We start from the raw sequence: 22,225 nt of genomic DNA on the forward strand, positions 1-22,225 counted from the left end.
AGACCCACGTGGAACACACAGTGCCGCAGAGTACGGCTCCTGACCTGGCCATCTCGGTCATCGAACGGGCGCGTCGCCTGGGGGCCACGGCCGCCGAAGTCATTTTCCGTGAGAGCATCGAGTTTTCAGCGTCCGTGCGCCTGGGCGACATTGAAACCGTCAAGGAAGCCGGCAGTCGCGGTCTGGGGCTGCGCGTCCTGCTCGATGGCCGGCAGGCGTCGGTCTCCACTTCGGACTTTTCTCCGGCAGCTCTGGATGAACTCGTCGAGACGGCGCTGACGCTGGCGCGCGCCACTTCGGTGGACGAAACCGCCGGGCTTCCCGACCCGGCCGATCTGGCGACGGAAATCCCTGACCTCGACCTGTATGACCCGGCGGTGCTGGCGCTGTCGGCCGAGGAAAAAATCCGGCTGGCGCTCACGGCCGAACAGGCCGCGCAGGCGTATGACCCGCGCATTGTCAACTTTGAAGGCGGCGGCGTGGACAGCAGCGCCGGGCACACGGTACTGGCCAACTCGCTGGGCTTTGTCGGCGAATACCGCAGCACATCGCTTTCCCTGGCCACGGTGCCGGTGGCGCGCGACGCCGATGGCCGCCTCCAGCGGGATTACTGGTACGACGCACGCCGCCGGCTCGCCAGCCTCGAAGACCCGGCCAGCGTGGGCCGCCGGGCAGCCGAGCGCACGATACGCAAGCTCGGCGCGCGCCGCGTCCCGACCCAGACCTGCCCGGTTGTCTTTGCGCCGGAAGTCGCCGCCAGCCTCATCGGACATGTCTTCGGCGCAGTCTCCGGCGACGCCATCTTCCGCAAGGCTTCCTTTCTGGTCGGCAAACTGGGCGAGCAGGTGGCCTCGGCGCTGGTGACGATCATAGACGACGGGCGGATGCCCAACGGCCTCGGCTCGCGGCCCTTCGATGGGGAAGGCGTGCCGACCCGCCAGACAACGGTCATCCGCGAAGGCCGGCTCGAAAGCTACCTGCACAACACCTACACGGCGCGCAAACTGGGCGAACGCACCACCGGCAACGCCGCACGCGGCCTGACCGGCGCGCCCTCCGTGGGCGTCAACAACATGTACCTCGTTCCCGGCCCGCACCCGCCGGAAGCCATCATCGCTTCCGTCCGCCATGGCTTCTACGTGACGGAACTCATCGGCTTTGGCGTCAACGGCGTCACCGGAGACTATTCACGTGGGGCAGCCGGACGCTGGATTGAAAACGGTGAACTCACCTTCCCCGTCGAGGAAGTCACCATTGCCGGCAACCTGCTGACCATGCTCAAACAGATTGAAATGATCGGCAATGACCTCGACTTTCGCGGACGCATGGCCGCGCCAACGCTCAAAATTGCCGAAATGACCATCAGCGGCACATGATGCCCGCGGCACCTCGCCGTCTGCTGATGCCGGCTGTCCCTCCCTTGACACCCAACCCGGAACCACCCGCCATGTCTCTCCCGAAAACACTGCTGGCCGCCGCCCTTGGTCTGGGGCTTGGTTTTCTGCCCCTGGCTTCAACTCCGCCCACAACCACGGCGGCCCAGAGCCAGAAGATGCTCTGCGCCGCCAACGAAGAACTCATCTTCGGCGCGGTGACGACGGGCGGCAAAATGGTCTGTCTGTGCGGTTCGCCCAATCTCACGGCCCAGCGCGGCTATCTTCAGTACCGGTTTGGACGGCCCGGCCAGATCGAACTGGAATACCCCGCCGAGCGCGCCGGCTCGCAGCAACGCTTCCACTATGCGCACTACACGCGCTTCCAACGGGAGTGGGCGTCCGTCCGCTTTCGGAACCGTGAGTACAACTACCGGCTGTTCTACAGCTTCGACGGTGAAACCGGGCGGCCGACGACCGAATACGGGCTGAACGTCTATCTGGGTGAAGGCGACAAGGGCACAAACTTCACCCTGCGGCGCAACACTGTCGTGGGACGGCTTCAGGCGCTGGAAGACATCCTGCCCTGCGATCGCGAAGACCCAACCAACGATTGTCCCTGAACCTCCACCCGGCGTCGGGTGGGCGCACCGGTTATGTCCGGTCATGCCTGGAAAGTCATGGTTGGAAAGCTGTACCAGTCCGCCCGCCACATCCTTGAAGCCGGAAGCGATGCGGTGCTGCTGCTGCTCGCGCCGCAGGTCTGCCGCCAGTGTGGCGCGTGGGTTGAACGGCAGGCCGACGGCACAGCCTGCCGCGCCTGCTGGGAAGCATGGTTCGCTGAGCAGTCGCGCTACCGTCCGGGCTGTCACCGCTGCGGGCGTTGGGCTGCCGCAGACGCCACCACCATCCGGCTTCAGGAATCCTGCGCCCAGTGCGCCAACTGGTCTCTGACCTGGGCGCGGTCGGGCGGCGCGTACACCGGCGCGCTGCGCACAGCCCTGCTGACACTCAAACACACGCCCCGGCTGCCGACGCCGCTGGTGCAGCGTCTTCACGCCACATGGCAGCAGCACGCCGTGCTGCACACGAGCGACATCCTCGTGCCCATTCCGCTTGCGCCGCGCCGGGAACGGGCGCGTGGCTACAATCAGGCCGTACGGCTGGCCGAAGCCGTGGCGCAGGTGGCGCGCCGTCCCGTGGTGACGGAAGCCTTGGCGCGGGTCATCGAGACCTATCCCCACCGGGCGGGACTCGATGCGCGCGCCCGGCGGCAGGCGCTGGAGGGCGCGTTTCGGGTGATTCGTCCGCGCCTGATTGCCAACCGGCGCGTCCTGTTGGTGGACGACGTGCTCACTTCCGGGGCCACGCTCGATACGGCAGCCCGGGCGTTGCTGGCGGCCGGGGCCGCGGAAGTCAGTGCGTTGACGGCGGCCCGGACCTTACGCCACACATCTCTGGTATGAAACCGTTGCGTGTTCTGTCGCTGCGGCATCAGCTTGGTCTGGCGGCCGGATTGGCGGCGCTGGCGATGTCCGGGCTGGTGCTGGCGCATCCGCAGCCGTGGGCCTGGGAACTGGCCCTGACCCGGCAGGTACAGGGCTGGATGTGGCTGCATACCCCGTTGCAGGTCATTTCGTGGCCGGGCAACGATGTCCTGCGGCAGGGACTGCTGATGCTGGTTGTTTGCAGCCTTCTGGCGCGGCACGGCTGGCGACGGGAAGCGCGGACGCTCGCCGTCGCCGGCAGCGGGGCCTTTCTGCTCAATCTGGGTCTCAAGGCGCTGGTGGCGCGCGCCCGTCCGGCGGCGGACGCCGTTCAGCTCTACGTGACGGCCAACGGATGGAGCTTTCCTTCCGGGCACGTCATGTTCTACACGGCCTTCTATGGCGGGCTGGGCGGCTTTGCCTGCCGGAAGCTGCCGCCGGGAAGCAGGCGTACGGTCATTCTGTCCCTTTGTGCCATACTCGTCGGGCTGGTCGGGCTGTCACGGATTTTTCTGGGCGCACACTGGCTGCTGGATGTCGTTGCCGGCTACGGTTTCGGGCTGGCGTGGCTGCTCGCCATCGGCGCTCCCCTGTGGCAGGCGGACGGATTGGCGTCACCAGCCGCGAACACAACACTGTCGGCGGCGCCCCGGCAGGTCGAACACCACGGATGAAAGGTTGCCCCTATGTCGGAAACATGGCTTCCACCCTGGCTCTTACCCTGGCTTCCGGGCATTCCCTGGATGCGCATCTGGACCTACTTCATCGTTTTCTATGTGACCTATTCCCTGTTCACGCTCTGGTCCTACCGCTTCGCCATCCAGGCCACAGGCATGCGCGAAGCCACCTTCCGGCAGGCGGCGGCGGCGCGGGCCGTGGACATCGGGTTGCTCATCGTGGCGTTTCTGGCGCCGGTGTCGTGGCTTATCAAGTTCCCCCTGCTCTTTCTGGGACAGATCATCGCCTTTGCCGTGGTGTTCCGGGCGCCGCTGGGACGCGCCATCATCGGCGCGATGCTGACGTGGCTGATGGGCGGTCTCTTCACGCTCATCTACCTCGGCCTGCTGGTGCTCTACATCTGGTTTTTCCGCAGTCTGCCCTACGGAGCGCCCTCCGGAGACGGCTACGTACCGGGTGTGGCATAACGCCCCGGCGCGGCCGCGTGCAGGTAGATGTTCTTGAGTTCAACGTAGTGCCGGACGCCTTCGGCAATCCGGGCGCGCTCCACGTCGGTGACGGGACGCTTGACCTTCGCCGGCACACCGGCAACGAGCATCCCGGCCGGCACCACCATCCCTTCCGGGACGACCGCTCCGGCGGCCACGATGCTGCCTTCGCCAATGACCGCGCCATCGAGAATGATCGCGCCCATCCCTATCAGGCAGTGGTCGCCAATGGTGCAGCCGTGCGCAATGACGCGATGCCCAACGACCACGCCCTGCCCAATGCGCAGCGGAAACTGCCCGCCCGTCACATGAAGCACGCTGTTGTCCTGGATGTTCGTCTCCCGCCCGATGCGGATGTCGTTGACATCGCCGCGCACCGTACAGTGAAACCAGATGCTGACATCCGCACCAAGTTCGACATCCCCGATGACATCCGCCGACGGTGCGACGTACACCCCACCGGCCAGTTTTGGAAAGGTCTGCTGAAAAGCGAGAATGGCCATAACCACCTTTGCTGATTTGGATGTATCACCCTTAGCCTACAGGCCAACCTATGCTGGAAGCCAAGCCCAAAGATGTCGTCGGATGGACGCTGCCCATGGCTGAAACCCGGCTCGGCGACCTTGACTGGCAACGCGAAGCGCGCCCGGATGAGTTTCGCCGGGCTGTGTTTGGTGAAGGGACCAAACGGCTGTGGGTCACGGCCGACGGCTGGCAGCTTGCCGGCGGCCGCCTGAGTGCCCGCTATGCGCGCATCCAGACGGCGCTGGCCGATGTGGCCACGCTGATGGTCTATCCGACGGCCAGCCCCGACCGGTTGCCTGTCTTTGCATGTGAGTGGGTCATTCTGGGCGACCGCGCCCACGTGCTCGTGCTCGACGTTGAATGCGTGGGCAACGAAGCGGACCGGCTGCGGGAACGCGCCCGGTCTGTCCTGATGCCGCTCCACGCCCGCTATGCCGACGCCCTGCCCCTGCCGGACGACCTGCCGCCGTGGTTTGCCGAAATTCGGGAAGCTTGGGCGCTGTTTACTTCCGGCGACCTGACGCGGCTCGCCGTGATGCAGCAGGCGTTTGAAGCCTATCTGCAGGCCACGGCCGGGAACCTTTACCGACCGGAGCTGGCCCATGCGCAGGCCGGATACGAACATCCGGCCGTAACCGCCTACAAACAGCACCATGCCGCCCATTCGCCGGGCTATGCCCTGCTGGCGCCCAAGGCCGGCGAAGTCTGGACGCGGGCCTTTCTCTGGGAATGGCACTTCGGCCCGCTGCATCCGCCAGCCTGAAACTCCCTGCCTGAAACTCCCTGGCCACACCCGACGCCCTGCCTTTTATCGGCTTGGTTTCCGGCCGGGCAGGTGTGGTATCTTCCGGTTTCCGATGTACCCTTGACCTGTACGCTCTGCCGCTTCCGACTTCTGCGCGGCGCGTTTCTGACGCTGCCCACGGCCTATGACCGTACCCGCCGCCCTGCCCTTGCCAGTGACCTCTCCGCCTGCCCTGTGGTGGACAGCCGACCTGGTTCTTGCCCTGCACCGGACACTCCGCCAGCGTCTGCCGGATGATGTGGCCCGCACGCTCTATCGCCTGGGCCGGTTTACGGGAGCACGTCTCGCCTGCGAGCAGGCCTGCGACCCGGATGATGTGCATCCGACCGGAGCAACCCCGGCGTCCATCAGCCGCCGCCTGCAGGTCTGGGACGAATGGTTTGCCAATGCCGGCTGGGGCCGCTTTGATGCCATCCCGCTGGGCCCGGCGACGGTCATCAACCACTACGACTCGCCCATCGCCATGGCGCTGCGCATGGAGGGCCCGGCCGACAGCCCCGTGGATGACTTCTTTGCCGGTCTGTTCGCCGAACTTCTGACCCAACAAACCGGGCAGACCCAGGAAAGTGTGGAAATCAGTTGCCTGGCCAGCCACGCCCACTACTGCTGTTTTGTCGTTGGTGAAGCCGGCATCGTCCGCAAGGTGTATGCCTGGCTCACCTATCACCTCGCACCCCACGACATTCTCAAGCGTCTCGCCGACGAGACGGCCCAGTGAACCAGCCATGGCGCGTTTTACGGAAACCGATGAGGCCGCCCAGCTTTTGCAGCAGATTCTCAGCATGCCCACGGACGCACGGCCGACCTACCCCGGCAGCGCCCCGGAAGCTCCGGCGGACTGGGATGAACAGGCCACCAACGATGCCCGGCCCGCGAACGAAAGCCTCACCATGACGCCCGTCACGGAGCCGGGCCTGCCCTCTCCAGCCGGGCCCGCGCCGGACAGGCCACCGCCGGCATTTCCGGGAACAGTCATCCGGGAACTGGTCACCACCCATGCCGGGCAGGTACAACTGACGCTGCACACTTCCCCGCAGCATGCGCCGAACCTGCCGGACGGCAGGGCTGGTTCGGGCGGGGAAACCGTGGCGGAGTTCTTCCGGCGTGTTGTGCGCCCACTGCCCAACGCCAACCTTTCCACCACGTAGGCTTGTCACGGGGTTGTCATGCCGAAAACGCTGGCCGTAGTGAGTCTCAAAGGAGGCGTTGGAAAGACGACGACCTGCACCAATCTGGCCGCTTACGTGGCGGCCATGGGCATTCCGACGCTGCTCGTGGACCTTGACGTACAGAACGGCGTACGGTTTGGCGTCGGGCTGGATGACTATGCCGGCGTCACCCTCGAAGATGTCCTGCTGCATCAGGGACGCCCTTCCGAGGCGCTCGTGCTCACCAACCGCTCGGAGTTGTCGGTCGTGCTTTCCGGCCGCTTCACCAGCGACCACGCGCTGGAAAGTTATGAACGCACCTTTGAGCAGGATGTCACCTGGCTGGCCCGCCTGCTGCCGCACTTCACTACGCCGGACTTTTCACCCCAGCTCGTGCTGCTGGACACCCCCGCCGGCCTCGGTGCTGTAACAACCAGCGCCATCGTGGCCGCCGATGGCCTCATCCTGCCCATCCAGTGCGAGCCACTGAGCCTGCGCACCCTGCCGCCGCTGTTGCGCCGTATTGTCCAGATCAAGACCCAGTACAACCCGCGCCTGGCCATCGAAGGCATCCTGCTGACGATGTATGACGAGCGCCAGGGCGCGGCCGCCGATGTCGTCCGGCAGGTGCGCGAAGCCTTCCCCGGCGAACTCGTCTTTGACACTGTTATTCCGCGCCACGAGGAACTGTCCCTGTCGTTTGCCGTCGGCGCTCCGGCTGTCACCCTCAAGACCCGCGCCGCCGGCGCACAGGCTTATATTCAGCTTGGGCGTGAAATCATCATGCGGCTGCCGGAAGAAGTCGGCTACGCCATGTCGGGCTGACCCGTCAGGCTTCGTCAGCGCCGCCCGGAGACGATGCCGGTTTTTTGGACTTGAAGAAGGCGCTGCGGCAGTTGGGGCAGATACCGTGCGTGAACTGGTAGTTGCACATCCGCCGGAAGTAGGTCTCGAACCGGACCGTGACCGTCTGGCCGCTGGCGTCCCGCTCCATGATGTCGCGGCAGTAGGCGCACACCCGGATGAATTCAGGCAGGCCCGTCTGAAGCGAAGTCAGCGGCAGGGCGTGCAGCAGCAGGACCACATCCAGCTTATCGCTGCCGGACTCTGCCGCCGGCTCCTCTGGAATCGGGATGACATCCACCTGTACGTGGACACGTTTCCCGGCGCGGGTTTGGCACCACACGTGGTCAAGGATGACTTCCTGCCGCAGCGTCAGGCACTGACCCACCGGGTCAAGCCGCTCGCCGGCTTCATTGACGAAACTCAGCACCTCGTGCACCAAGAAATTGTCCGGGTTACCGGCTTCGATACCGGTCAGCGTCATGGCTGCCGGATTGAGAAAGCACACCCGCCCGGCCGCATCCAGCACGAAAACGGCTGATTCCAGCTTCGCCAGCATTGACAGATAGTGCCGTTCGCGCCGCCGGTAGGTGCGCTCCAGCTCGGATTTCTGGAATGCAATGCTGAGCGTTGACCGCAGCGTGGCATCGTCAATGGGCTTGGAAATGTAACCGTAGGGCTGGCTGCTGATGACACGCTCGATGGTTTCCGGGTCGCTGTTGGCCGTCAGATAGACGACCGGCAGCCCGAAGCGGCTGTGGATGTGCTCGCCGGCCGTGATGCCATCCATCGGGCCCGCCAGGCGGATGTCCATGAGCACGAGGTCGGGTGTGGTGTTCGCCACAAGATTCAGGGCCTCCTCCCCACTGTCCACAGTGCCGACCACCTCGCAGCCCATTCTTTCCAGCCGCAGACGAAGTGCCTCGGCAATCAGGATTTCATCCTCGACGATAACGACCCGCCGGCTACTCAAACACATGGCAAAATCTTTTCAGTGATGGTTCGGCTCTCCACCTTCATCCGGTCCAAGTGGAAACGTCAGGGCAGCGCAGAAGCGGCCCGGCTCCGGCATGAAATCCACGCGCCCGTGCAGTTGTCGCGCCAGCAGCCGCACTATCCGCACCCCGAAGTGCCGACTGTTCTCCAGTTGCGCCGGCAAGTCTGGCGGATGATACCGGCCATCGTCAATGACCTCGATGGTGACCGCATCGGCCGTGCGCCGGAACTGAACGGCAATGTGGTGCGCCCCGGCAGGAATGCCGTGCTTGAAAGCGTTCAGCAGCAGTTCGTGAACGATGAGCGCCACCGGCACGGCCACGTTGAGCGGCAGGGCCACCTGCCCCGGCCGCACCTCCACCCGGACGGATGCCGCCGGAAACACCTGCTGCATGTGCGCCGCCAGCGAAGCACACAGCTCGTCCAGCAGCACGTGGCTGAAGTCGCTTTGCTGGTAAAGCTGCTCGTGAATGAGCGCCATGGCCCGGATGCGCGAAGCCATGTCGTGCAGAAGACGGTCGAAGCCGGGCTGTTCGAGATGCACCGCCTGCAACTCCAGCAGGCTGATGATGGTCTGGAAGTTGTTTTTCACCCGGTGGTGCACTTCCTGAAGCAGCACCTGCCGTTCCTCAAGGGCATCCTGGGCATCCTGCAGGATGGCCACCATGGCCTTTTCCCGCGTAACATCCCGCTGAATGGCCACCCAGCAGACGACCTTCCCGGTCGGGTCCCTGACCGGCGAGAGGCTGATGTCCACGAGGAATTCCCGCCCGTCCTTGCGGTAGTTGACGAGTTCGACCCGAACCGGCTGCCACTGTTCGAGTGCGGCCCGCAGCCGGTCGAGTTCTTCACGCCGGGTGCGCGGCCCCTGCAGGATGCGCGGCGTCTGACCGATGACTTCCGCCCGCGTGTAGCCCGTCATGCGCTCGAAGGCTTCGTTGACGTAGAGAATGCGCGGCCCGCCTTCAGCCGCGTCAATCGGCCAGGCTTCGGTGACGAGCACGGCATCCTGCATCTGCGCAAGGATGACTTCCAGCCGCTGCAAAAATTCCCGTTCCTGCTTCCGGGCAGTGACATCCTGGCCCCACGCCAGAATGCCGATGACCTGCCCCTGATCGTCCCGCACAGGCCGGCAGTGGATTTCCCAGATTTCAACGGCTTCCCCAAAGTGCACCGTGTATTCGGCCGTGACCGGTTCGCCGGCTGCGGCCCGCCGGCGATATTTCTCTATTTCCGCACGTAATTCCGGGTCAGGCAGGAAATCAACCGTTGGCTCACCCAGTTGCGGCACACGCCCGGTCAGCCGCAGATATTGGGAGGCAAAGGCATCATTGAAAAACCTGATCCGCTGGTTCAGGTCGTGGCAGAACAACGTGCCGGGAATGCCTTCACCAACGGAACGTAGAATGAACTCCAGCATAGCGGTCAATCCATGGCTTGCGCCGATGCCCTTCACAGATTCCGGATGCGGCTGCCGGCGTTCTGGTCCGGCTGCGTGCCGAACGTTCCCAGTCCACGCAGGGCAAAGGTGAAGGTCAGGCGTCCGGCGCTGGCCACGCCCAGGTTGACGCTTGCGTAGTTGACCTGCACAGCCGCGCAACGGAAGGCATAACCCAGTGAAAACGACGTGAAAATCAGCCCTTTTTGCTGAAGACGGCCGGTGGTTGGGCTTGGAGATCGGGAGAAATCATAGGCCACGGCGGCGCTGCCGAAAAGCCCCCGCGTCGGGTCGCCCAGCGCCAGATTCGTAAAGGACTGGCTGCCGGTGAACGTGCCCGGCTCCGGTTGTCCGTCGGCCAGCCGGCGCGGCTGGCTGTAGTACCAGGTCTGGCTCAGTTGGAAGCGCCGCCGGTACAGCCCGCCGGTAAACCCAAAGCTGCGCACACCACCCAGCACCGGATCGAAATCCAGGCGCAGGTCGGCGGCAAAGGTGGACTGGGGCATCACGCGCAGCTTGACGTTGACAGGCGAAAAGCGCCGCCCGACGCCGCCGTAGGCAAAGCCGCTGAAGGTCAGCAGCGGCGCAATCTGGTTGCGCTGGCCCGGCACGAGCGCGCCGCCAAAGGTCGGGTCGAAAAAGTATTTCTGGCTGATGGTCAGGCTCAGCACCTCCCGCGCCTGGCGCGTCTGCCCGGTCTCATCGCGGACCGGCGCCAGCAGGCGGTTGACGACCGAATACTCCAGCTCGTTTGTGTTGGCAAAGACATCGAGGGCATCGAAACGCAGGATGCGTGGAAAGTCCTCGATACCGGCCACCCGCCGGTAGATGACCGCCGATTCGATGACGTGCCTGAAACGGGCCCGGCCATCCCTGGCGTAGAAGGTCCGCCCAAGGGCCGGCGGACGGACTTCGAGCGCAAAGTCCACGAACCGCCGGAACAGCGATTCGCCGGATGTCCCCAGGCGCGTCCCCGGCGGCACCACGGACGGCGGCGACGGCAGACCAAAGGCCAGCGGCGGACGCGGCGTGAAGGTTGTTTCGGGATCGAACGTCGCGCCGTAGTAGGTGGCCCGGACGCCCAGCGTCGGCGTGATGCTCCAGCCGCCCAGATCGGGCAGCAGCGCCGTCAGGCGCGGCGCGGCATCCAGGCGCTGCACGAACTCCGGCGTGGTGAAGGTGCGCTGGTTCGTATCAGTACGGGTTTCCGTCCGGCGCATCCCGGCCAGACTCGCTTCGCCGCCGGCATACCAGGTCAGACCGGCAAAGCGGCCGAGATAGGTGGGCAGCCAGTCGAAGTTCAGCGCGGGGCTTTTGCGAATCGAAAACTCAACCAGCGTTGAGCCGCTCGCGCCCTGGGGAATGTTCACCCGTGTCGTCCGGTTTTCGTAAAGCGTGCGGAAGCCAAACGTCGGCGTCTGCCGGGTCAGGTGCAGAACGATTTTCGACTCCGGGTTGAAGGCATCCTCGAAGGTGTTGCCGAAAATGGCGCGGAAGTCAAAGCTCGACGTGTAGTTGACATCGGCCACGCCGACGAAGCCGTTGGCAAAGTGGTTGATGGCTTTGGCAAAGAACAGCGTCCCGCCCTGGTTGACGCCGGGCCGTCCAAACAGGCGGTCGGCCACGGTGTAGGTGCCCAGCCGGATGAAGGAATCCTCTGCCAGCGCCGCGCGCAGGGTGGCACCAAAGCCGAGACCCCGCGCGCTGTACAGATCGCCCTGCAGGGTCAGGTCGGCGCTGTCGCCCAGCGTCTGGTAGTAGCCCAGCCCGATGATCCGCCCCTGCAGGGTGTTGTTGCCGAGCGTCGGCAGAAGAAAGCCGGATTTCCGTTCCCGGCGGTCAATGGGCAGCGCCACGTATGGCAACGGCAGAATGGGTGTTCCCTTGATGCGAAAGGCAGCCCGGCGCGCCGAAGCGTAGTCGTTGACCCGGATGCGCGCCTCGCGGGCCGTCACCGTCCAGAGCGGAACGGTGTCTTCGCAGCAGGAAGTCAGCTTGGCTTCATAGAGGATGTAGGTATCGCGTCCGGTGCGTTCCACCCGCGCGGCGGTAAAGGCCAGCAGCCCGCCGTCGGCGGTCTGGTCGGTGTAGCCGGTCACGTCGTAGAACGTTCCGGTTTTGCTGCGCACATTGACTTCGGCCCGCCGCGCGGTCAGGCGCTGGTTGGGTTGTGGGTCATAGATGACATTGCCTTCAGCGCGGGCGTCACCGCTGGTTTCGTCGTACACCACGTGGTCGGCTTGGAGCCGCGCGCCGTCGTACGTGATGACGACATAGCCATCGGCGTAGAGCGTCGTGCCCACGCGGCGCTGTTCATCGGCGTCAATCTGGACTGTGGCTCCGGGCGTTGTGCCGGGGCGGACTTGTCCGCCGGGTGTGCCCGGCGCTGCCGGCTGCGATGTCGGGGGAAGTGGCAGCGCCTGGGGTGAAGCGGGTGTTCCCGGCGGCCCGACGACAATGACGGGCGCGGCGGCTTCGGGTGGCGGGGGCGGCGGCAGGGCGGCCGGGGGTGGGATGTATTGGGCGGCGGCGGGCAGGGTCAGGGCCAACCAGAGCAGTCCGGTCCAGCCGGCAGTGCGAAACAGGGTCATCGCGTCAGTAATAAAGGCGCGCAAGTATCAGGCATGTATCCGAGTCGCCGCGACTCTAGGCCAAAGCGGCCCGCCGTTTGAAGTGCAAAGTCATTCGGACCTGCCCGGCAGCGCCGGATATTCCCCGCACCGATGGATGTTCAGCCCGATTGCACTGAACCCGATTGCGCTGAGCAGACTTTTCTGTTTCTATCATCTGAACTTAAGTTAAAAAACGCACGGACTCCCTGAATATGGTGCTACCTCGTCTCTGGCAACTGTCCCGGCTCTGGTGAACCGCCGGTCACGCCTGTCGCCAGACAGGGTTGCACATTCACCTTCTTCCCAACCGGGAAGAGGATTCAACCCCGCTATCTCCACTCTGATTTGAAAGGAAATCTGCCAATGTCTTCGACCTCGCAACGTCGTCCACAGCGCGCCAAGTGGCTGGCAGGACTGGTGGCAACGGCGGCACTGGCCGGATTGACGGCACTGCCGCTCGTACGGGTCAGCAGCGCCCCGCCAACCGACACGGGCAAAGGGCGGCGCTTTCAACTGGCCGCTCCGTATGATTTCACGGCTGAAACGTACGGTCACAAGTTCATCACCCGGACTGCCGGCGCACGCGCGCAGGCTGAACGCCTGGGGGCGCAACTGGTGGCTGACTACGGAACATTCCAACTCTATCGCACCGGCAGCGACAACACTTCCGCCTTTGGAAACATTGCCGGTATCGAGATGGCCGACGAGTTCAACGTCGTCCACCTGAATGTGCCCATCAACACCACCTCCCGTGGGGCGCGGGAACTGGCGCAGGAACGGCAGCGCCTTGGCAGCGGCAAGCGCCTTCACGTCGTCCAGTTTGCCGGCCCGGTGCGGCCCGAATGGTTTGCCGCCCTGCAGAGCACCGGCGTCCGAATCATCAACTACCTGCCGCACAATGCCTATCTCGTCTATGGCGACACGGCCAGCCTCGAGCGCGTCTCCCGGTTGGGTGAGGACACGCGCCGGGCGGCTGACACCCGTGACGGATCGGGAAGCTTCAAGCAGTGGGACGGCCCCTACCTTGGCGCGTTCAAACTCGATCCAGCCACGGCGGATGTTGCCCCGCAGGGCACACAGCGGTATGCCGTGCAGCTCGTCGCCGACCCGGACACCAACCGGGAGACCATCCAACTGGCGGAAAGCTTCGTCGGCAAACCGGCCGTCCAGAAGTATCAGATTGCCGATTTCGTGAACTTCATCGTGGAACTGCCTTCCAGCGCCTTGATGACGCTGGCGGCGCAGGAAGACGTGATTTCCATCATGCCCTACACCGAGCCGACCCTGCTCGATGAACGGCAGAACCAGATTCTCATCAACAGCCTGACGGGTGGCATCCCGAACCTTTCAACGCCCTATGCCACGTTTCTGACGGCAGCCGGTTTCCCGGCCCTCAACTCGACCTTCACCTCGGATTTCGCGGTGGATGTCGGTGACGAAATGGTGGACATCGGGAACACGGTTGCCGGTTCGACCACACCTCCGCCGGGCGGGCCGCCCAATCACACGAACAGCGGCCTCAACACCACCCACTTCGCGCTCTACCGCGCCGGTAACATCTCGCAACCAAGCCGGCTGGTGTATGCCAAGTGGGAAAGCACAACCTTCCCAGTGCCAGCGGCCGTTGACGTGCGTGGTTGCCGTATCGGCCACGGAACGCTCTGCGCACATATCATCGGCGGCAATGTGCCGGCGTCACTGCCCCGCGCCCTGCCCCACGCCGAAAGTGCCTCCCCGAACTTCTACTACGGTCTGGGCGTGGCTCCCTTCGTGCGGATTGGCAGCTCGGCTATCTTCGGCAACAACGGTGTCACAGGCGGATTTACCAACCCCAACTTCAACGACATGCTTGCGCGGTCATACCAGTACGGTGCGCGCATCAGCTCAAACAGTTGGGGCGCGGCGGTCTCCGGCGCGTACAACACGAGCTCACAAGCCTACGACTTTCTCGTGCGTGATGCTCAGCAACCAGGATCGGCTCACCCGACACCGGGCAACCAGGAAATGGTCATCGTGTTTGCTGCCGGCAACGACGGCCCCGGGGCCCAAACGGTTGGTTCACCGGGCACCGCGAAGAACGTCATTACGGTGGGTGGCAGTCAAAACACCCGCAGCGCCGGTGAGAATGCCGAAAACATGGCCAGCTTTTCAAGCCGCGGACCTTGCGCCGACGGGCGCCGGAAGCCCGACCTGGTGGCGCCAGGGACAACGGTTTCCGGGGGGGTGCTCCAGCTTGGCACACCCGACCCAACCGGCTCCGGCAACCCTGATCCCTGTGTGACGAGCTCCCTCCTGACCGGAACGACCGGCTATTATCGGGCCTCGACCGGAACGAGCTTTGCTTGTCCGGCGGTTGCAGGTGGTGCGGCGCTCGTCCGGCAGTATTTCCTCAACAACCCCGGCCCGCCCTTCAACGGCACCGCGCCCAGCCCGGCAATGACCAAGGCGTATCTGATGAACTCCGCCCAGTACATGACGGGCACGGGCGCGGGAGACACGCTCTGGTCAAACAACCAGGGCATGGGCCGCATGGCGCTTAACCGCGCATTTGACAGCGCCCCACGGGTGCTCCGCGACCAGGTTCCGGCGGACAAATTCACGGCGAGTGGACAGGTTCGGATTCAAACCGTGGCCTTTCCGGCCTCCGGCCCGCTGCGCATCACGCTGGCGTGGACGGATGTTCCCGGCGCCACCACCGGCAGCGGCCCGCGTCTTGTCAATGACCTCGACCTTCAGGTTGCCGTCGGCAGTGACCTCTATCGCGGCAACAACTTCTCCGGGGCCAACTCCATCCCCGGCGGTGCATTTGACCGCCTCAACAACGTCGAGAGTGTTTTCCTTCCGGCAGGCAGCTACCCGGCCGGGACGCCCGTGACCGTTCAGGTGCGCGCCTTCAACATTGCCGGCGATGGCGTGCCCGGCGACAGCCACCCCCTCGATCAGGATTATGCGCTGGTCATCTACAATGCCACGCCGACATCTCCCGTGCCGGTTCTGGGCGCGGCCGGGTCCACAATCCTGGCCGAAAGCTGCACACCAGCCAACGGCATCCTCATTCCGGGTGAAACGGCCACGGTGCGCTTCATCGTTGAAAACGGCGGCGGCGCGGCGACCGGGGCGCTGACGGCGACGCTGACCAGCAGTGGCGCGAGTGGCATCACGCCAGCCAGCCAGAGCGTACCCTCCATTGCGCCGGGCGGTACCGGCACGGCTGACTTCAGCTTTACCGTAACAGCCGGCTGCGGCGACCTGCTTACCCTCAACCTCACCCTGACCGACGGCGTGAATACCTACGGGCCGATCCCCTACACGTTCCGCCTCGGTATCTTCAACCCACCCACGTTCAGCAACCCGGCGGCCATCACCATTCCGGCCCTCGGGACCGCCACGCCTTACCCATCCACGGTTTCGGTATCGGGTCTGACCGGTACCATCACCAAGGTGACGGTGACCATCAACAACTTCAACCACACTTGGCCCAGCGACGTGGGGGTGGCCCTGCGCAGTCCGGGCGGCCAGATTTGTGTGCTGTTCAACAATGCCATCGGGGGTTCCGGCGGTGTGACCGGCCGCACCTACACCTTTGATCAGGACGCCGCCACGGCCCTGCCGACAACCGGGTTCCCGGCCAGTGGGACCTATCGGCCCAACAACAACGGCGGGACACGGACCTTCGCGGCTCCGCTGCCACCGCCGCCCTATCCCGGCACCCTGAACGTCTTCAACGGCACAGCCCCGAACGGGACGTGGGAACTGTTCGTGCAGGACTTCGTCGGTGGTGATGCCGGCAACATCGCTGGCGGCTGGTCCATCAGCATCACCACGACGGGCAACAATGGCTACGTCTGCTGCTGCAGCAGTCCGGTGGTGAACCCGCCCACGCTGGCCAACGCCCTGATTGGCGATCCCTACACACAAACCATAACGGCCAGTGGCACGACCGGCCCCTACACCTTTGGCCTCACAAGCGGCACCCTGCCGCCCGGACTGTCGCTCAATCCCACGACCGGTGTTGTTTCCGGCACGCCAACAGCCCTTGGAACGTACGCCTTTACAGTGCGTGTCACCGATGCCAACGGCTGTATCACCGACCGCAACTACATCATCCAGGTCATTGCAGCGGCTGTGCCACCGGTGCCGCCGCAGGCCTGTACGACCCCCATCTTCACCAATGGTGGTATTGCGAGCCTGCCGACCGGTGGTTTTGGCGGTGCTCCCATCAGTATTCTCGCGCCGCCATTTGGGGTATTTGGGTTTGCGGTGACATCCACCACCGATTTTGCCCTGGCGGAGGACTTCACCGTGCCGGGTGGTTCGACCTGGACGCCCTCGTCCGTCACCCTCTACGCCTACCAGACCGGCTCGCCCACCAGTCCCTCGCCGATTACCGGCGTCCAGCTCCGGCTGTGGAATGGGCCTCCGGGTGGCACCGGCACCGCGTTGACTCCTTTGACACCGGCCACCATCACCACCAACGTCTTCAGCGGTGTGTATCGCGTTCTGAATACAACGCTGACCAACAACCAGCGTCCCATCTTTGCCACCACGGTGAACTGGCCGGCGTCCTTCCCGGCAACCCTGGCGGCGGGCACCTACTGGCTTGAGTGGACGCTGACGCCGCCCAGCGGCGCACTCTTCTACCCACCGCGCGCCGTCTTCAACGGGACGGAAAACGGGCGTCAACGTAACGGCACAAGCTGGGCAACCGTGATTGACACTGGCGCTGGCGTGCCGGTTGACTTCCCGTTCGTCATCTGCGGGACGGCTACGGCACCCTGCGTGCCTTCGGTCATCAATCCGAGTGTGTCGCTGACGGTAACTTCGAGCACGGTTGTGGCGCCGACCTGTGGTGCGTTCGGCTACAGCAACGACTTCGTTGCCAATGCGGTGTTCAAGAACATCAGCACGCAGACGGTGTCGTTGGCTGGCTTCCAGGTGGTCGAACTCCAGGAGTCGGGCGGGCCGCCACCGGGCGTTCCCTTCCGGCTGATCACGGCTGACGGGGCAACCTGCACCAGCGGCGGGCTGGCTGGTTCCGTTCAGTCACTGCCTCAGAGCGTCATCCTGACGCCTGGGCAGAGCATCAACGTCACGTTCAAGATTGCCATGCCGTCGGTACGGCGCTTCCGCTTCTTCGTCAACGTCCTGGGTTGTGCCACCAGCGCCGAGTTGACACGGGAGCACGAGCCGGCCCTGGCCGTTCAACCCCTGAAAATCGAAATTGACCCGGCGCAGGTGAAAGCGCCGCGTATGCTCCCGGACACGGCCGCGCGGCCACAGCGCGCGCCGGGCGCGGGACGGCGCTGAACCGTAACCGACCCTCAAACCACCGGGTGAGCCTTCCACGGCTTCACCCGGCCCTCACCCGGCGGTCACGTCCAGAATGGATGTGACCGCCTTTTTTCGTGGCCGGCTTTTTTTGTGACCTGCTTTTTCGTGGTGTGTGCTCCCGGCGCTGGCCAGCCAAACCCTGGCCACCGGAACAGGTAACGCAGGCAAAAAAAGTGGCGGCGTCACGCGACGCCGCCACGGAGGACAACCCCAAGGGTCTATGGGGATCAATAGTCACCCATCCCTGACATATTGCCCGGTGCACCACCCGCCTTCTTTTCTTCGGGCAGTTCGGTGATGAGGGCTTCCGTCGTCAGCATCAGGCCGGCAATGGAAGCCGCATTCTGAAGCGCCGTGCGCGTCACCTTGGCCGGGTCAATGACACCAGCGTTGACAAGGTCTTCAAACTCGCCCGTCGCGGCATTGAAGCCAAAGCTTTCGGACGACTCACTGGCCACCCGGTTGACAACCACCGCCCCTTCAAGACCAGCGTTGATGGCGATCTGCCGGAGCGGTTCTTCGAGCGCACGGCGGACAATCTGAACGCCAAAGCGTTCTTCATCCTCGCCCAGCTGAATGTTTTCAAGGGCTTTCTGGGCGCGCAGCAGCGCCACACCACCGCCCGGCACGATGCCTTCTTCAACGGCGGCACGGGTGGCATGCATGGCGTCTTCAACGCGGGCTTTCTTTTCCTTGAGCGCCGTTTCCGTCGCCGCGCCCACCTTGATGACGGCCACGCCGCCGACCAGCTTGGCCAACCGCTCCTGCAGCTTCTCGCGGTCGTAGTCAGAGGTGGTGTTTTCAATCTGGACGCGAATCTGCTCCACGCGGGCTTTGATCTTCTCGGGCTTGCCAGCGCCTTCAACGATGGTCGTGTTGTCCTTGTCAACCGTCACCCGCTTGGCGCGACCGAGGTCTTCGAGCTTGACGTTCTCCAGCTTGATACCGAGGTCTTCGCTGATGACCTGCCCGCCGGTCAACACGGCAATGTCTTCGAGCATCGCCTTGCGCCGATCACCGAAGCCCGGTGCCTTGACCGCGCAGACCTGCAACGTGCCGCGCAGCTTGTTGACCACCAGTGTCGCCAGCGCCTCACCATCCACGTCCTCAGCAATGATGAGCAGCGGTTTGCCCTGCCGTGCCACCTGTTCGAGCAGCGGCAGCAGGTCCTTCATGGCGCTGATCTTCTTCTCGTGGATGAGAATGAGCGCATTTTCGAGCGTGGCTTCCATCCGCTCGGCGTCGGTCACGAAATACGGCGACAGATAGCCACGGTCAAACTGCATCCCCTCGACAACTTCGAGCGTGGTTTCGAGCGACTTCGACTCCTCAACCGTGATGACGCCATCCTTGCCGACTTTCTTCATGGCCTCGGCAATGATTTCGCCAATCTGCTTGTCACCATTGGCCGAGATCGTCCCCACCTGAGCGATGGCTTCACCCTGGACAGGTTTGGCCATGCCCTTGATGCAGTTCACGGCGGCATCTACGGCCCGATCAATACCCCGTTTGAGGGCCATCGGGTTGTGCCCAGCGGCGACCAGCCGCGCACCTTCGCGGAAAATGGCCTGGGCGAGAACGGTGGCCGTCGTTGTCCCGTCGCCCGCGACATCCGAGGTCTTGGACGCCACTTCGCGCACCATCTGCGCACCGGCGTTTTCGAGGGCATCCTTGAGTTCAATTTCCTTGGCGACCGTCACCCCGTCCTTGGTGATGGTGGGGCTGCCAAACTTCTTCTCGATGACCACATTGCGGCCCTTGGGGCCAAGCGTGACTTTGACCGCATCCGCGAGCTGATTGACGCCCCGCAGAATGGCCTGCCGCGACTCTTCACCATGAATGACTTGCTTTGCCATAACCGATGTACTCCTTGAAACGTATTTCCTTGAGAATCCTCTTTCCTTGAGAATCCTCTACAGATTGCTGCCAGTGGTGGCGGTTCCAGCGTTGGTGGTCAGCCCGAACACTCCAACGGGCAAGCCCTTGAGTGGACTTGCCCGTTGTGTCGAACCATCACTTGGCAGCAGCTTGGCCTTTCCCTTCGATAATGCCCAGAATTTCGTCCTCACGCATGATGAGAAACTCTTCGCCATCAATCTTGACTTCCGAGCCGGAATACTTGCCAAACAGCACCCGGTCGCCGACCTTGACATCCAACGGCGTCCGGCTGCCGTCATCCCGCAGCTTCCCACTGCCTACGGCGATGACTTCCCCTTCCTGGGGCTTTTCCTTGGCCGTGTCGGGGATGATGATGCCTCCACGGACCTGCTCCGTCTCGGCGATGCGTTTGACGATCACGCGGTCATACAACGGACGAATCGTCGCAGCCATATTGCTTACTCCTTGCCTAAATGTTGATTCGACGTATGATAGCGACGCGGATTAGCACCCGCGCCCTGCGAGTGCTAATATAGCGCAGCGTTCGCGGCTGTCAAGAGGGAACATATCACCGGCGTTTCCGGTGGCTGCCCCCGCCAAGGCCGACCGGCCCTACTGCGATGGGGGCGCAGAAGGTACCGGCCGCCGTTGCCAGGCGCCCTGCGCCCACCAGATGAGATAGGCCACCACCAGCAACCCGCCGAAGCCGAACGTCACCGCCCCAATCCGAAGGGCGTCTGCGGGCGTGGACAACTGCGCCACCACATCGGCCAGCAGAGCCACAGGACGGTGCAGCACATCCCAACTGTTCCACCGTCCAAACCGCCCCAGATACACTCCAAAGCCGGACAGCGGACAGGCCAGCAGCACCACGCCCCAGCCCGCCAGCGGTGAAAAGTGCTGCTCAACCCACTCGTGAACGAGATGCAGTGAAACCAGCCCCAACCACAGCGCCGTCAGCGCAAAGGAAGCCAAAAGCAGCACATCGAACCACATTGGCGCGCGTCCATAGGGCGACAGATGGATGAAATCCGTGAAGACGTAGGGCGCGTTGGGAAGAAAGAGCAGCCATCCGGTCAGTAGCCCCACACCGATCAGCCGCTGCCGGACACAGGACAGCCCAAAGGCCAAGCCAAGCGGCACGGCGGCCAAAAAGAGATTCCACATGAGAAAGGTGTAGCGTAGGTGGTTGGTCAGCCGCCACCGGACGACCAGCAACCCCAGACACCACAGCAGGGCCAGCCCCAGCGCTGCCAGCAGCGGCCACCAGCGCCGCCCGTGCCGGGCCGCCGGGCCACCCACAGTCCGGTCGGCCGGCATCCGTATCACACCCGCTTGAACAGCAGGCCCCCGTTCGTCCCCCCAAAACCGGCCGCATTGGACAGCACATAGTTGAGCGCTGCCGGCCGCGGCTCGTTGGGCGTGTAGTCGAGGTCGCATTCCGGGTCGGGGGTCTCGTAGTTGATGGTCGGTGGAATCACCTGGCGCGCCACGGCCAGGGCGCTGTAGCAGGCTTCAATGCCGCCGGCCGCTCCCAGCGTATGACCGGTCATGGATTTCGTCGAGCTGACGGCCAGCCGGTAGGCATGCGCACCAAAAGCCCGTTTGATGGCAAGCGTCTCGAATTTGTCGTTGTAGGGTGTCGAAGTCCCGTGGGCGTTGATGTAGTCCACCTGCTCCGGGGCGACGCCGGCATCGTGCAGGGTGGCCAGCATCATCCGGTACATGCCTTCGCCTTCCGGGGCCGGAGCCGTGATGTGGTGGGCATCTCCGCTCATGCCGTACCCTACCAGTTCGGCATACATGGACGCGCCCCGGGCCACCGCATGGTCATAGGCTTCCAGCACAAGGATACCCGCCCCCTCCCCCAGCAGAAACCCATCCCGCTGGGCATCGAACGGACGCGAGGCGCGCTGGGGATCGTCATTGCGCGTGGACATTGCCTTCGCCGCCGAAAAGCCGCTCACGCCCATGGGCGTGATGGCTCCTTCCGTGCCGCCGCACACCATCACCTCGGCTTCCCCACGCTGGATCAGGCGGAACGCCTCACCGATGGCGTGCACGCTGGCCGCGCAGGCCGTGGCCGTGGCTCCCAGCGGCCCCTGCAGACCGTGCCGGATGGAAATGTGTCCGGCGGCCATATTGATGAGAAAGGCAATCATGAAGTACGGCGAAATGTGGCGCGGCCCCTCGTCGAGCAGGCGGGCATGCTCACGTTCGATGACATTGAAGCCGCCAATCCCGCTGCTGACATAGACGCCACACCGCTGTCGGTCAAGGCGTGTCAGGTCAAGCCGGCTGTCGGCCAGCGCCTCATCGGCCGCCGCCACAGCATACTGGATGTAAGGCGCAGTGCGCTTGACCTCACGGGCGTCAAAGAACTGTCGCGGGTCAAAGTTCTTGACCTCCGCGGCAAAGCGAACGTCGTAACCACTGGCATCAAAGTGCGTAATGGGACCGGCGCCGGAGCGCCCGGACAGAAGTGCCTGCCAGTTTTCCTCGCGCGTGTTGCCGATAGGCGTGACCAGCCCGATGCCAGTCACCACCACACGTCGTTTCTGGGGGGAAGTCGCCATGGTTTCAGAAGGCATGTGCTATCAAGGAATCTTGCCCCCACAGCCAA

General features: G+C 64.1%; 18 protein-coding genes. 10 read left to right on the forward strand and 8 right to left on the reverse strand.

Annotation, left to right across the window (positions count from 1 at the left end; translation table 11 throughout):
- Positions 1 to 20 precede the first annotated feature (20 nt).
- The 5 genes from J8C01_RS08940 to J8C01_RS08960 all read left to right on the forward strand — a co-directional run bounded on the left by J8C01_RS08940 (position 21) and on the right by J8C01_RS08960 (position 4,005).
- Positions 21 to 1,376 carry a TldD/PmbA family protein gene (locus J8C01_RS08940; protein WP_249355436.1) on the forward strand — a complete coding sequence of 452 codons (1,356 nt, stop codon included), beginning with the start codon at positions 21 to 23 and terminating at the stop codon, positions 1,374 to 1,376.
- Between the two features lie 71 nt (positions 1,377 to 1,447).
- Positions 1,448 to 1,996 carry a hypothetical protein gene (locus tag J8C01_RS08945; protein ID WP_211431681.1) on the forward strand — a complete coding sequence of 183 codons (549 nt, stop codon included), beginning with the start codon at positions 1,448 to 1,450 and terminating at the stop codon, positions 1,994 to 1,996.
- Between the two features lie 33 nt (positions 1,997 to 2,029).
- On the forward strand, positions 2,030 to 2,839 hold the full coding sequence (locus tag J8C01_RS08950; protein WP_211431682.1) for a ComF family protein: 810 nt from the start codon (positions 2,030 to 2,032) through the stop codon (positions 2,837 to 2,839).
- Positions 2,836 to 3,534, forward strand: a complete 699-nt coding sequence (locus J8C01_RS08955; protein WP_211431683.1) for a phosphatase PAP2 family protein — start codon at positions 2,836 to 2,838, stop codon at positions 3,532 to 3,534. Before J8C01_RS08950 ends, J8C01_RS08955 begins: the two co-directional genes overlap by 4 nt.
- Before the next feature lie 12 nt (positions 3,535 to 3,546).
- Positions 3,547 to 4,005 (forward strand): hypothetical protein, encoded by a 459-nt coding sequence (locus tag J8C01_RS08960; protein ID WP_211431684.1) that lies wholly within the window; start codon positions 3,547 to 3,549, stop codon positions 4,003 to 4,005.
- Here the strand turns inward: J8C01_RS08960 and J8C01_RS08965 are convergent.
- The gene (locus J8C01_RS08965; protein WP_014100301.1) at positions 3,984 to 4,529 is read right to left on the reverse strand and encodes a gamma carbonic anhydrase family protein; all 546 of its coding nucleotides are present in this window, start codon (positions 4,527 to 4,529) and stop codon (positions 3,984 to 3,986) included. The genes J8C01_RS08960 and J8C01_RS08965 overlap by 22 nt on opposite strands.
- 50 nt (positions 4,530 to 4,579) lie before the next feature.
- Here J8C01_RS08965 and J8C01_RS08970 point away from each other — a divergent pair, with 50 nt between their 5' ends.
- The 4 genes from J8C01_RS08970 (at position 4,580) to J8C01_RS08985 (ending at position 7,329) form a co-directional block, all read left to right on the forward strand.
- Positions 4,580 to 5,314 carry a hypothetical protein gene (locus tag J8C01_RS08970; RefSeq protein ID WP_211431685.1) on the forward strand — a complete coding sequence of 245 codons (735 nt, stop codon included), beginning with the start codon at positions 4,580 to 4,582 and terminating at the stop codon, positions 5,312 to 5,314.
- A 166-nt stretch (positions 5,315 to 5,480) separates the two neighbouring features.
- Positions 5,481 to 6,074 (forward strand): hypothetical protein, encoded by a 594-nt coding sequence (locus J8C01_RS08975; protein WP_211431686.1) that lies wholly within the window; start codon positions 5,481 to 5,483, stop codon positions 6,072 to 6,074.
- A gap of 7 nt (positions 6,075 to 6,081) precedes the next feature.
- Positions 6,082 to 6,504: a hypothetical protein gene (locus J8C01_RS08980; RefSeq protein ID WP_211431687.1), complete on the forward strand. Its 423-nt coding sequence runs from the start codon at positions 6,082 to 6,084 to the stop codon at positions 6,502 to 6,504.
- An 18-nt stretch (positions 6,505 to 6,522) separates the two neighbouring features.
- Complete coding sequence (locus tag J8C01_RS08985; RefSeq protein WP_211431688.1) at positions 6,523 to 7,329, forward strand: ParA family protein; 807 nt, start codon at positions 6,523 to 6,525, stop codon at positions 7,327 to 7,329.
- A 4-nt stretch (positions 7,330 to 7,333) separates the two neighbouring features.
- On the opposite strand, the gene J8C01_RS08990 is transcribed toward J8C01_RS08985, so the two are convergent.
- Genes J8C01_RS08990 through J8C01_RS09000 form a run of 3 tightly spaced genes read right to left on the reverse strand, consistent with a single transcriptional unit; the run spans position 7,334 to position 12,372 of the window.
- The gene (locus tag J8C01_RS08990; RefSeq protein WP_211431689.1) at positions 7,334 to 8,326 is read right to left on the reverse strand and encodes an ATP-binding response regulator; all 993 of its coding nucleotides are present in this window, start codon (positions 8,324 to 8,326) and stop codon (positions 7,334 to 7,336) included.
- 12 nt (positions 8,327 to 8,338) lie between these two features.
- On the reverse strand, positions 8,339 to 9,763 hold the full coding sequence (locus J8C01_RS08995) for a sensor histidine kinase (RefSeq protein ID WP_211431690.1): 1,425 nt from the start codon (positions 9,761 to 9,763) through the stop codon (positions 8,339 to 8,341).
- A 32-nt stretch (positions 9,764 to 9,795) separates the two neighbouring features.
- Positions 9,796 to 12,372: an LPS-assembly protein LptD gene (locus tag J8C01_RS09000; RefSeq protein ID WP_211431691.1), complete on the reverse strand. Its 2,577-nt coding sequence runs from the start codon at positions 12,370 to 12,372 to the stop codon at positions 9,796 to 9,798.
- Positions 12,373 to 12,756: 384 nt separating this feature from the next.
- On the opposite strand from J8C01_RS09000, the gene J8C01_RS09005 reads away from it, so the two are divergent.
- Positions 12,757 to 17,700, forward strand: a complete 4,944-nt coding sequence (locus J8C01_RS09005; RefSeq protein ID WP_211431692.1) for a S8 family serine peptidase — start codon at positions 12,757 to 12,759, stop codon at positions 17,698 to 17,700.
- Between the two features lie 251 nt (positions 17,701 to 17,951).
- Here J8C01_RS09005 and groL read toward each other — a convergent pair whose 3' ends face one another.
- The 4 genes from groL to fabF all read right to left on the reverse strand — a co-directional run bounded on the left by groL (position 17,952) and on the right by fabF (position 22,193).
- Complete coding sequence (gene groL / locus J8C01_RS09010; RefSeq protein WP_014100310.1) at positions 17,952 to 19,580, reverse strand: chaperonin GroEL; 1,629 nt, start codon at positions 19,578 to 19,580, stop codon at positions 17,952 to 17,954.
- A gap of 157 nt (positions 19,581 to 19,737) precedes the next feature.
- Entirely contained in the window at positions 19,738 to 20,055 is a 318-nt protein-coding gene (gene groES, locus J8C01_RS09015) for a co-chaperone GroES (RefSeq protein WP_014100311.1), read from the reverse strand.
- Positions 20,056 to 20,214: 159 nt separating this feature from the next.
- Positions 20,215 to 20,922: a DUF1361 domain-containing protein gene (locus J8C01_RS09020; RefSeq protein ID WP_014100312.1), complete on the reverse strand. Its 708-nt coding sequence runs from the start codon at positions 20,920 to 20,922 to the stop codon at positions 20,215 to 20,217.
- A 5-nt stretch (positions 20,923 to 20,927) separates the two neighbouring features.
- Positions 20,928 to 22,193: a beta-ketoacyl-ACP synthase II gene (gene fabF / locus J8C01_RS09025; protein WP_211431693.1), complete on the reverse strand. Its 1,266-nt coding sequence runs from the start codon at positions 22,191 to 22,193 to the stop codon at positions 20,928 to 20,930.
- Positions 22,194 to 22,225: the final 32 nt, after the last annotated feature.

Origin of the sequence: Chloracidobacterium sp. D, assembly GCF_018304685.1 — a bacterium.
Classification (GTDB): Bacteria; Acidobacteriota; Blastocatellia; order Chloracidobacteriales; family Chloracidobacteriaceae; genus Chloracidobacterium; species Chloracidobacterium thermophilum.

Excerpts from the sequence above, each read along its gene's own strand:
- J8C01_RS08980 (WP_211431687.1), top strand. The coding sequence starts at position 6,082 with ATGGCGCGTTTTACGGAAACCGATGAGGCCGCCCAGCTTTTGCAGCAG.
- J8C01_RS09020 (WP_014100312.1), bottom strand. The coding sequence starts at position 20,922 with ATGCCGGCCGACCGGACTGTGGGTGGCCCGGCGGCCCGGCACGGGCGG.
- J8C01_RS08950 (WP_211431682.1), top strand. The coding sequence starts at position 2,030 with ATGTCCGGTCATGCCTGGAAAGTCATGGTTGGAAAGCTGTACCAGTCC.
- J8C01_RS08975 (WP_211431686.1), top strand. The coding sequence starts at position 5,481 with ATGACCGTACCCGCCGCCCTGCCCTTGCCAGTGACCTCTCCGCCTGCC.
- J8C01_RS08995 (WP_211431690.1), bottom strand. The coding sequence starts at position 9,763 with ATGCTGGAGTTCATTCTACGTTCCGTTGGTGAAGGCATTCCCGGCACG.
- groL (WP_014100310.1), bottom strand. The coding sequence starts at position 19,580 with ATGGCAAAGCAAGTCATTCATGGTGAAGAGTCGCGGCAGGCCATTCTG.
- J8C01_RS08990 (WP_211431689.1), bottom strand. The coding sequence starts at position 8,326 with ATGTGTTTGAGTAGCCGGCGGGTCGTTATCGTCGAGGATGAAATCCTG.
- fabF (WP_211431693.1), bottom strand. The coding sequence starts at position 22,193 with ATGCCTTCTGAAACCATGGCGACTTCCCCCCAGAAACGACGTGTGGTG.
- J8C01_RS08985 (WP_211431688.1), top strand. The coding sequence starts at position 6,523 with ATGCCGAAAACGCTGGCCGTAGTGAGTCTCAAAGGAGGCGTTGGAAAG.
- J8C01_RS08945 (WP_211431681.1), top strand. The coding sequence starts at position 1,448 with ATGTCTCTCCCGAAAACACTGCTGGCCGCCGCCCTTGGTCTGGGGCTT.
- J8C01_RS09005 (WP_211431692.1), top strand. The coding sequence starts at position 12,757 with ATGTCTTCGACCTCGCAACGTCGTCCACAGCGCGCCAAGTGGCTGGCA.
- J8C01_RS08955 (WP_211431683.1), top strand. The coding sequence starts at position 2,836 with ATGAAACCGTTGCGTGTTCTGTCGCTGCGGCATCAGCTTGGTCTGGCG.
- J8C01_RS08960 (WP_211431684.1), top strand. The coding sequence starts at position 3,547 with ATGTCGGAAACATGGCTTCCACCCTGGCTCTTACCCTGGCTTCCGGGC.
- groES (WP_014100311.1), bottom strand. The coding sequence starts at position 20,055 with ATGGCTGCGACGATTCGTCCGTTGTATGACCGCGTGATCGTCAAACGC.
- J8C01_RS08965 (WP_014100301.1), bottom strand. The coding sequence starts at position 4,529 with ATGGCCATTCTCGCTTTTCAGCAGACCTTTCCAAAACTGGCCGGTGGG.
- J8C01_RS08970 (WP_211431685.1), top strand. The coding sequence starts at position 4,580 with ATGCTGGAAGCCAAGCCCAAAGATGTCGTCGGATGGACGCTGCCCATG.
- J8C01_RS09000 (WP_211431691.1), bottom strand. The coding sequence starts at position 12,372 with ATGACCCTGTTTCGCACTGCCGGCTGGACCGGACTGCTCTGGTTGGCC.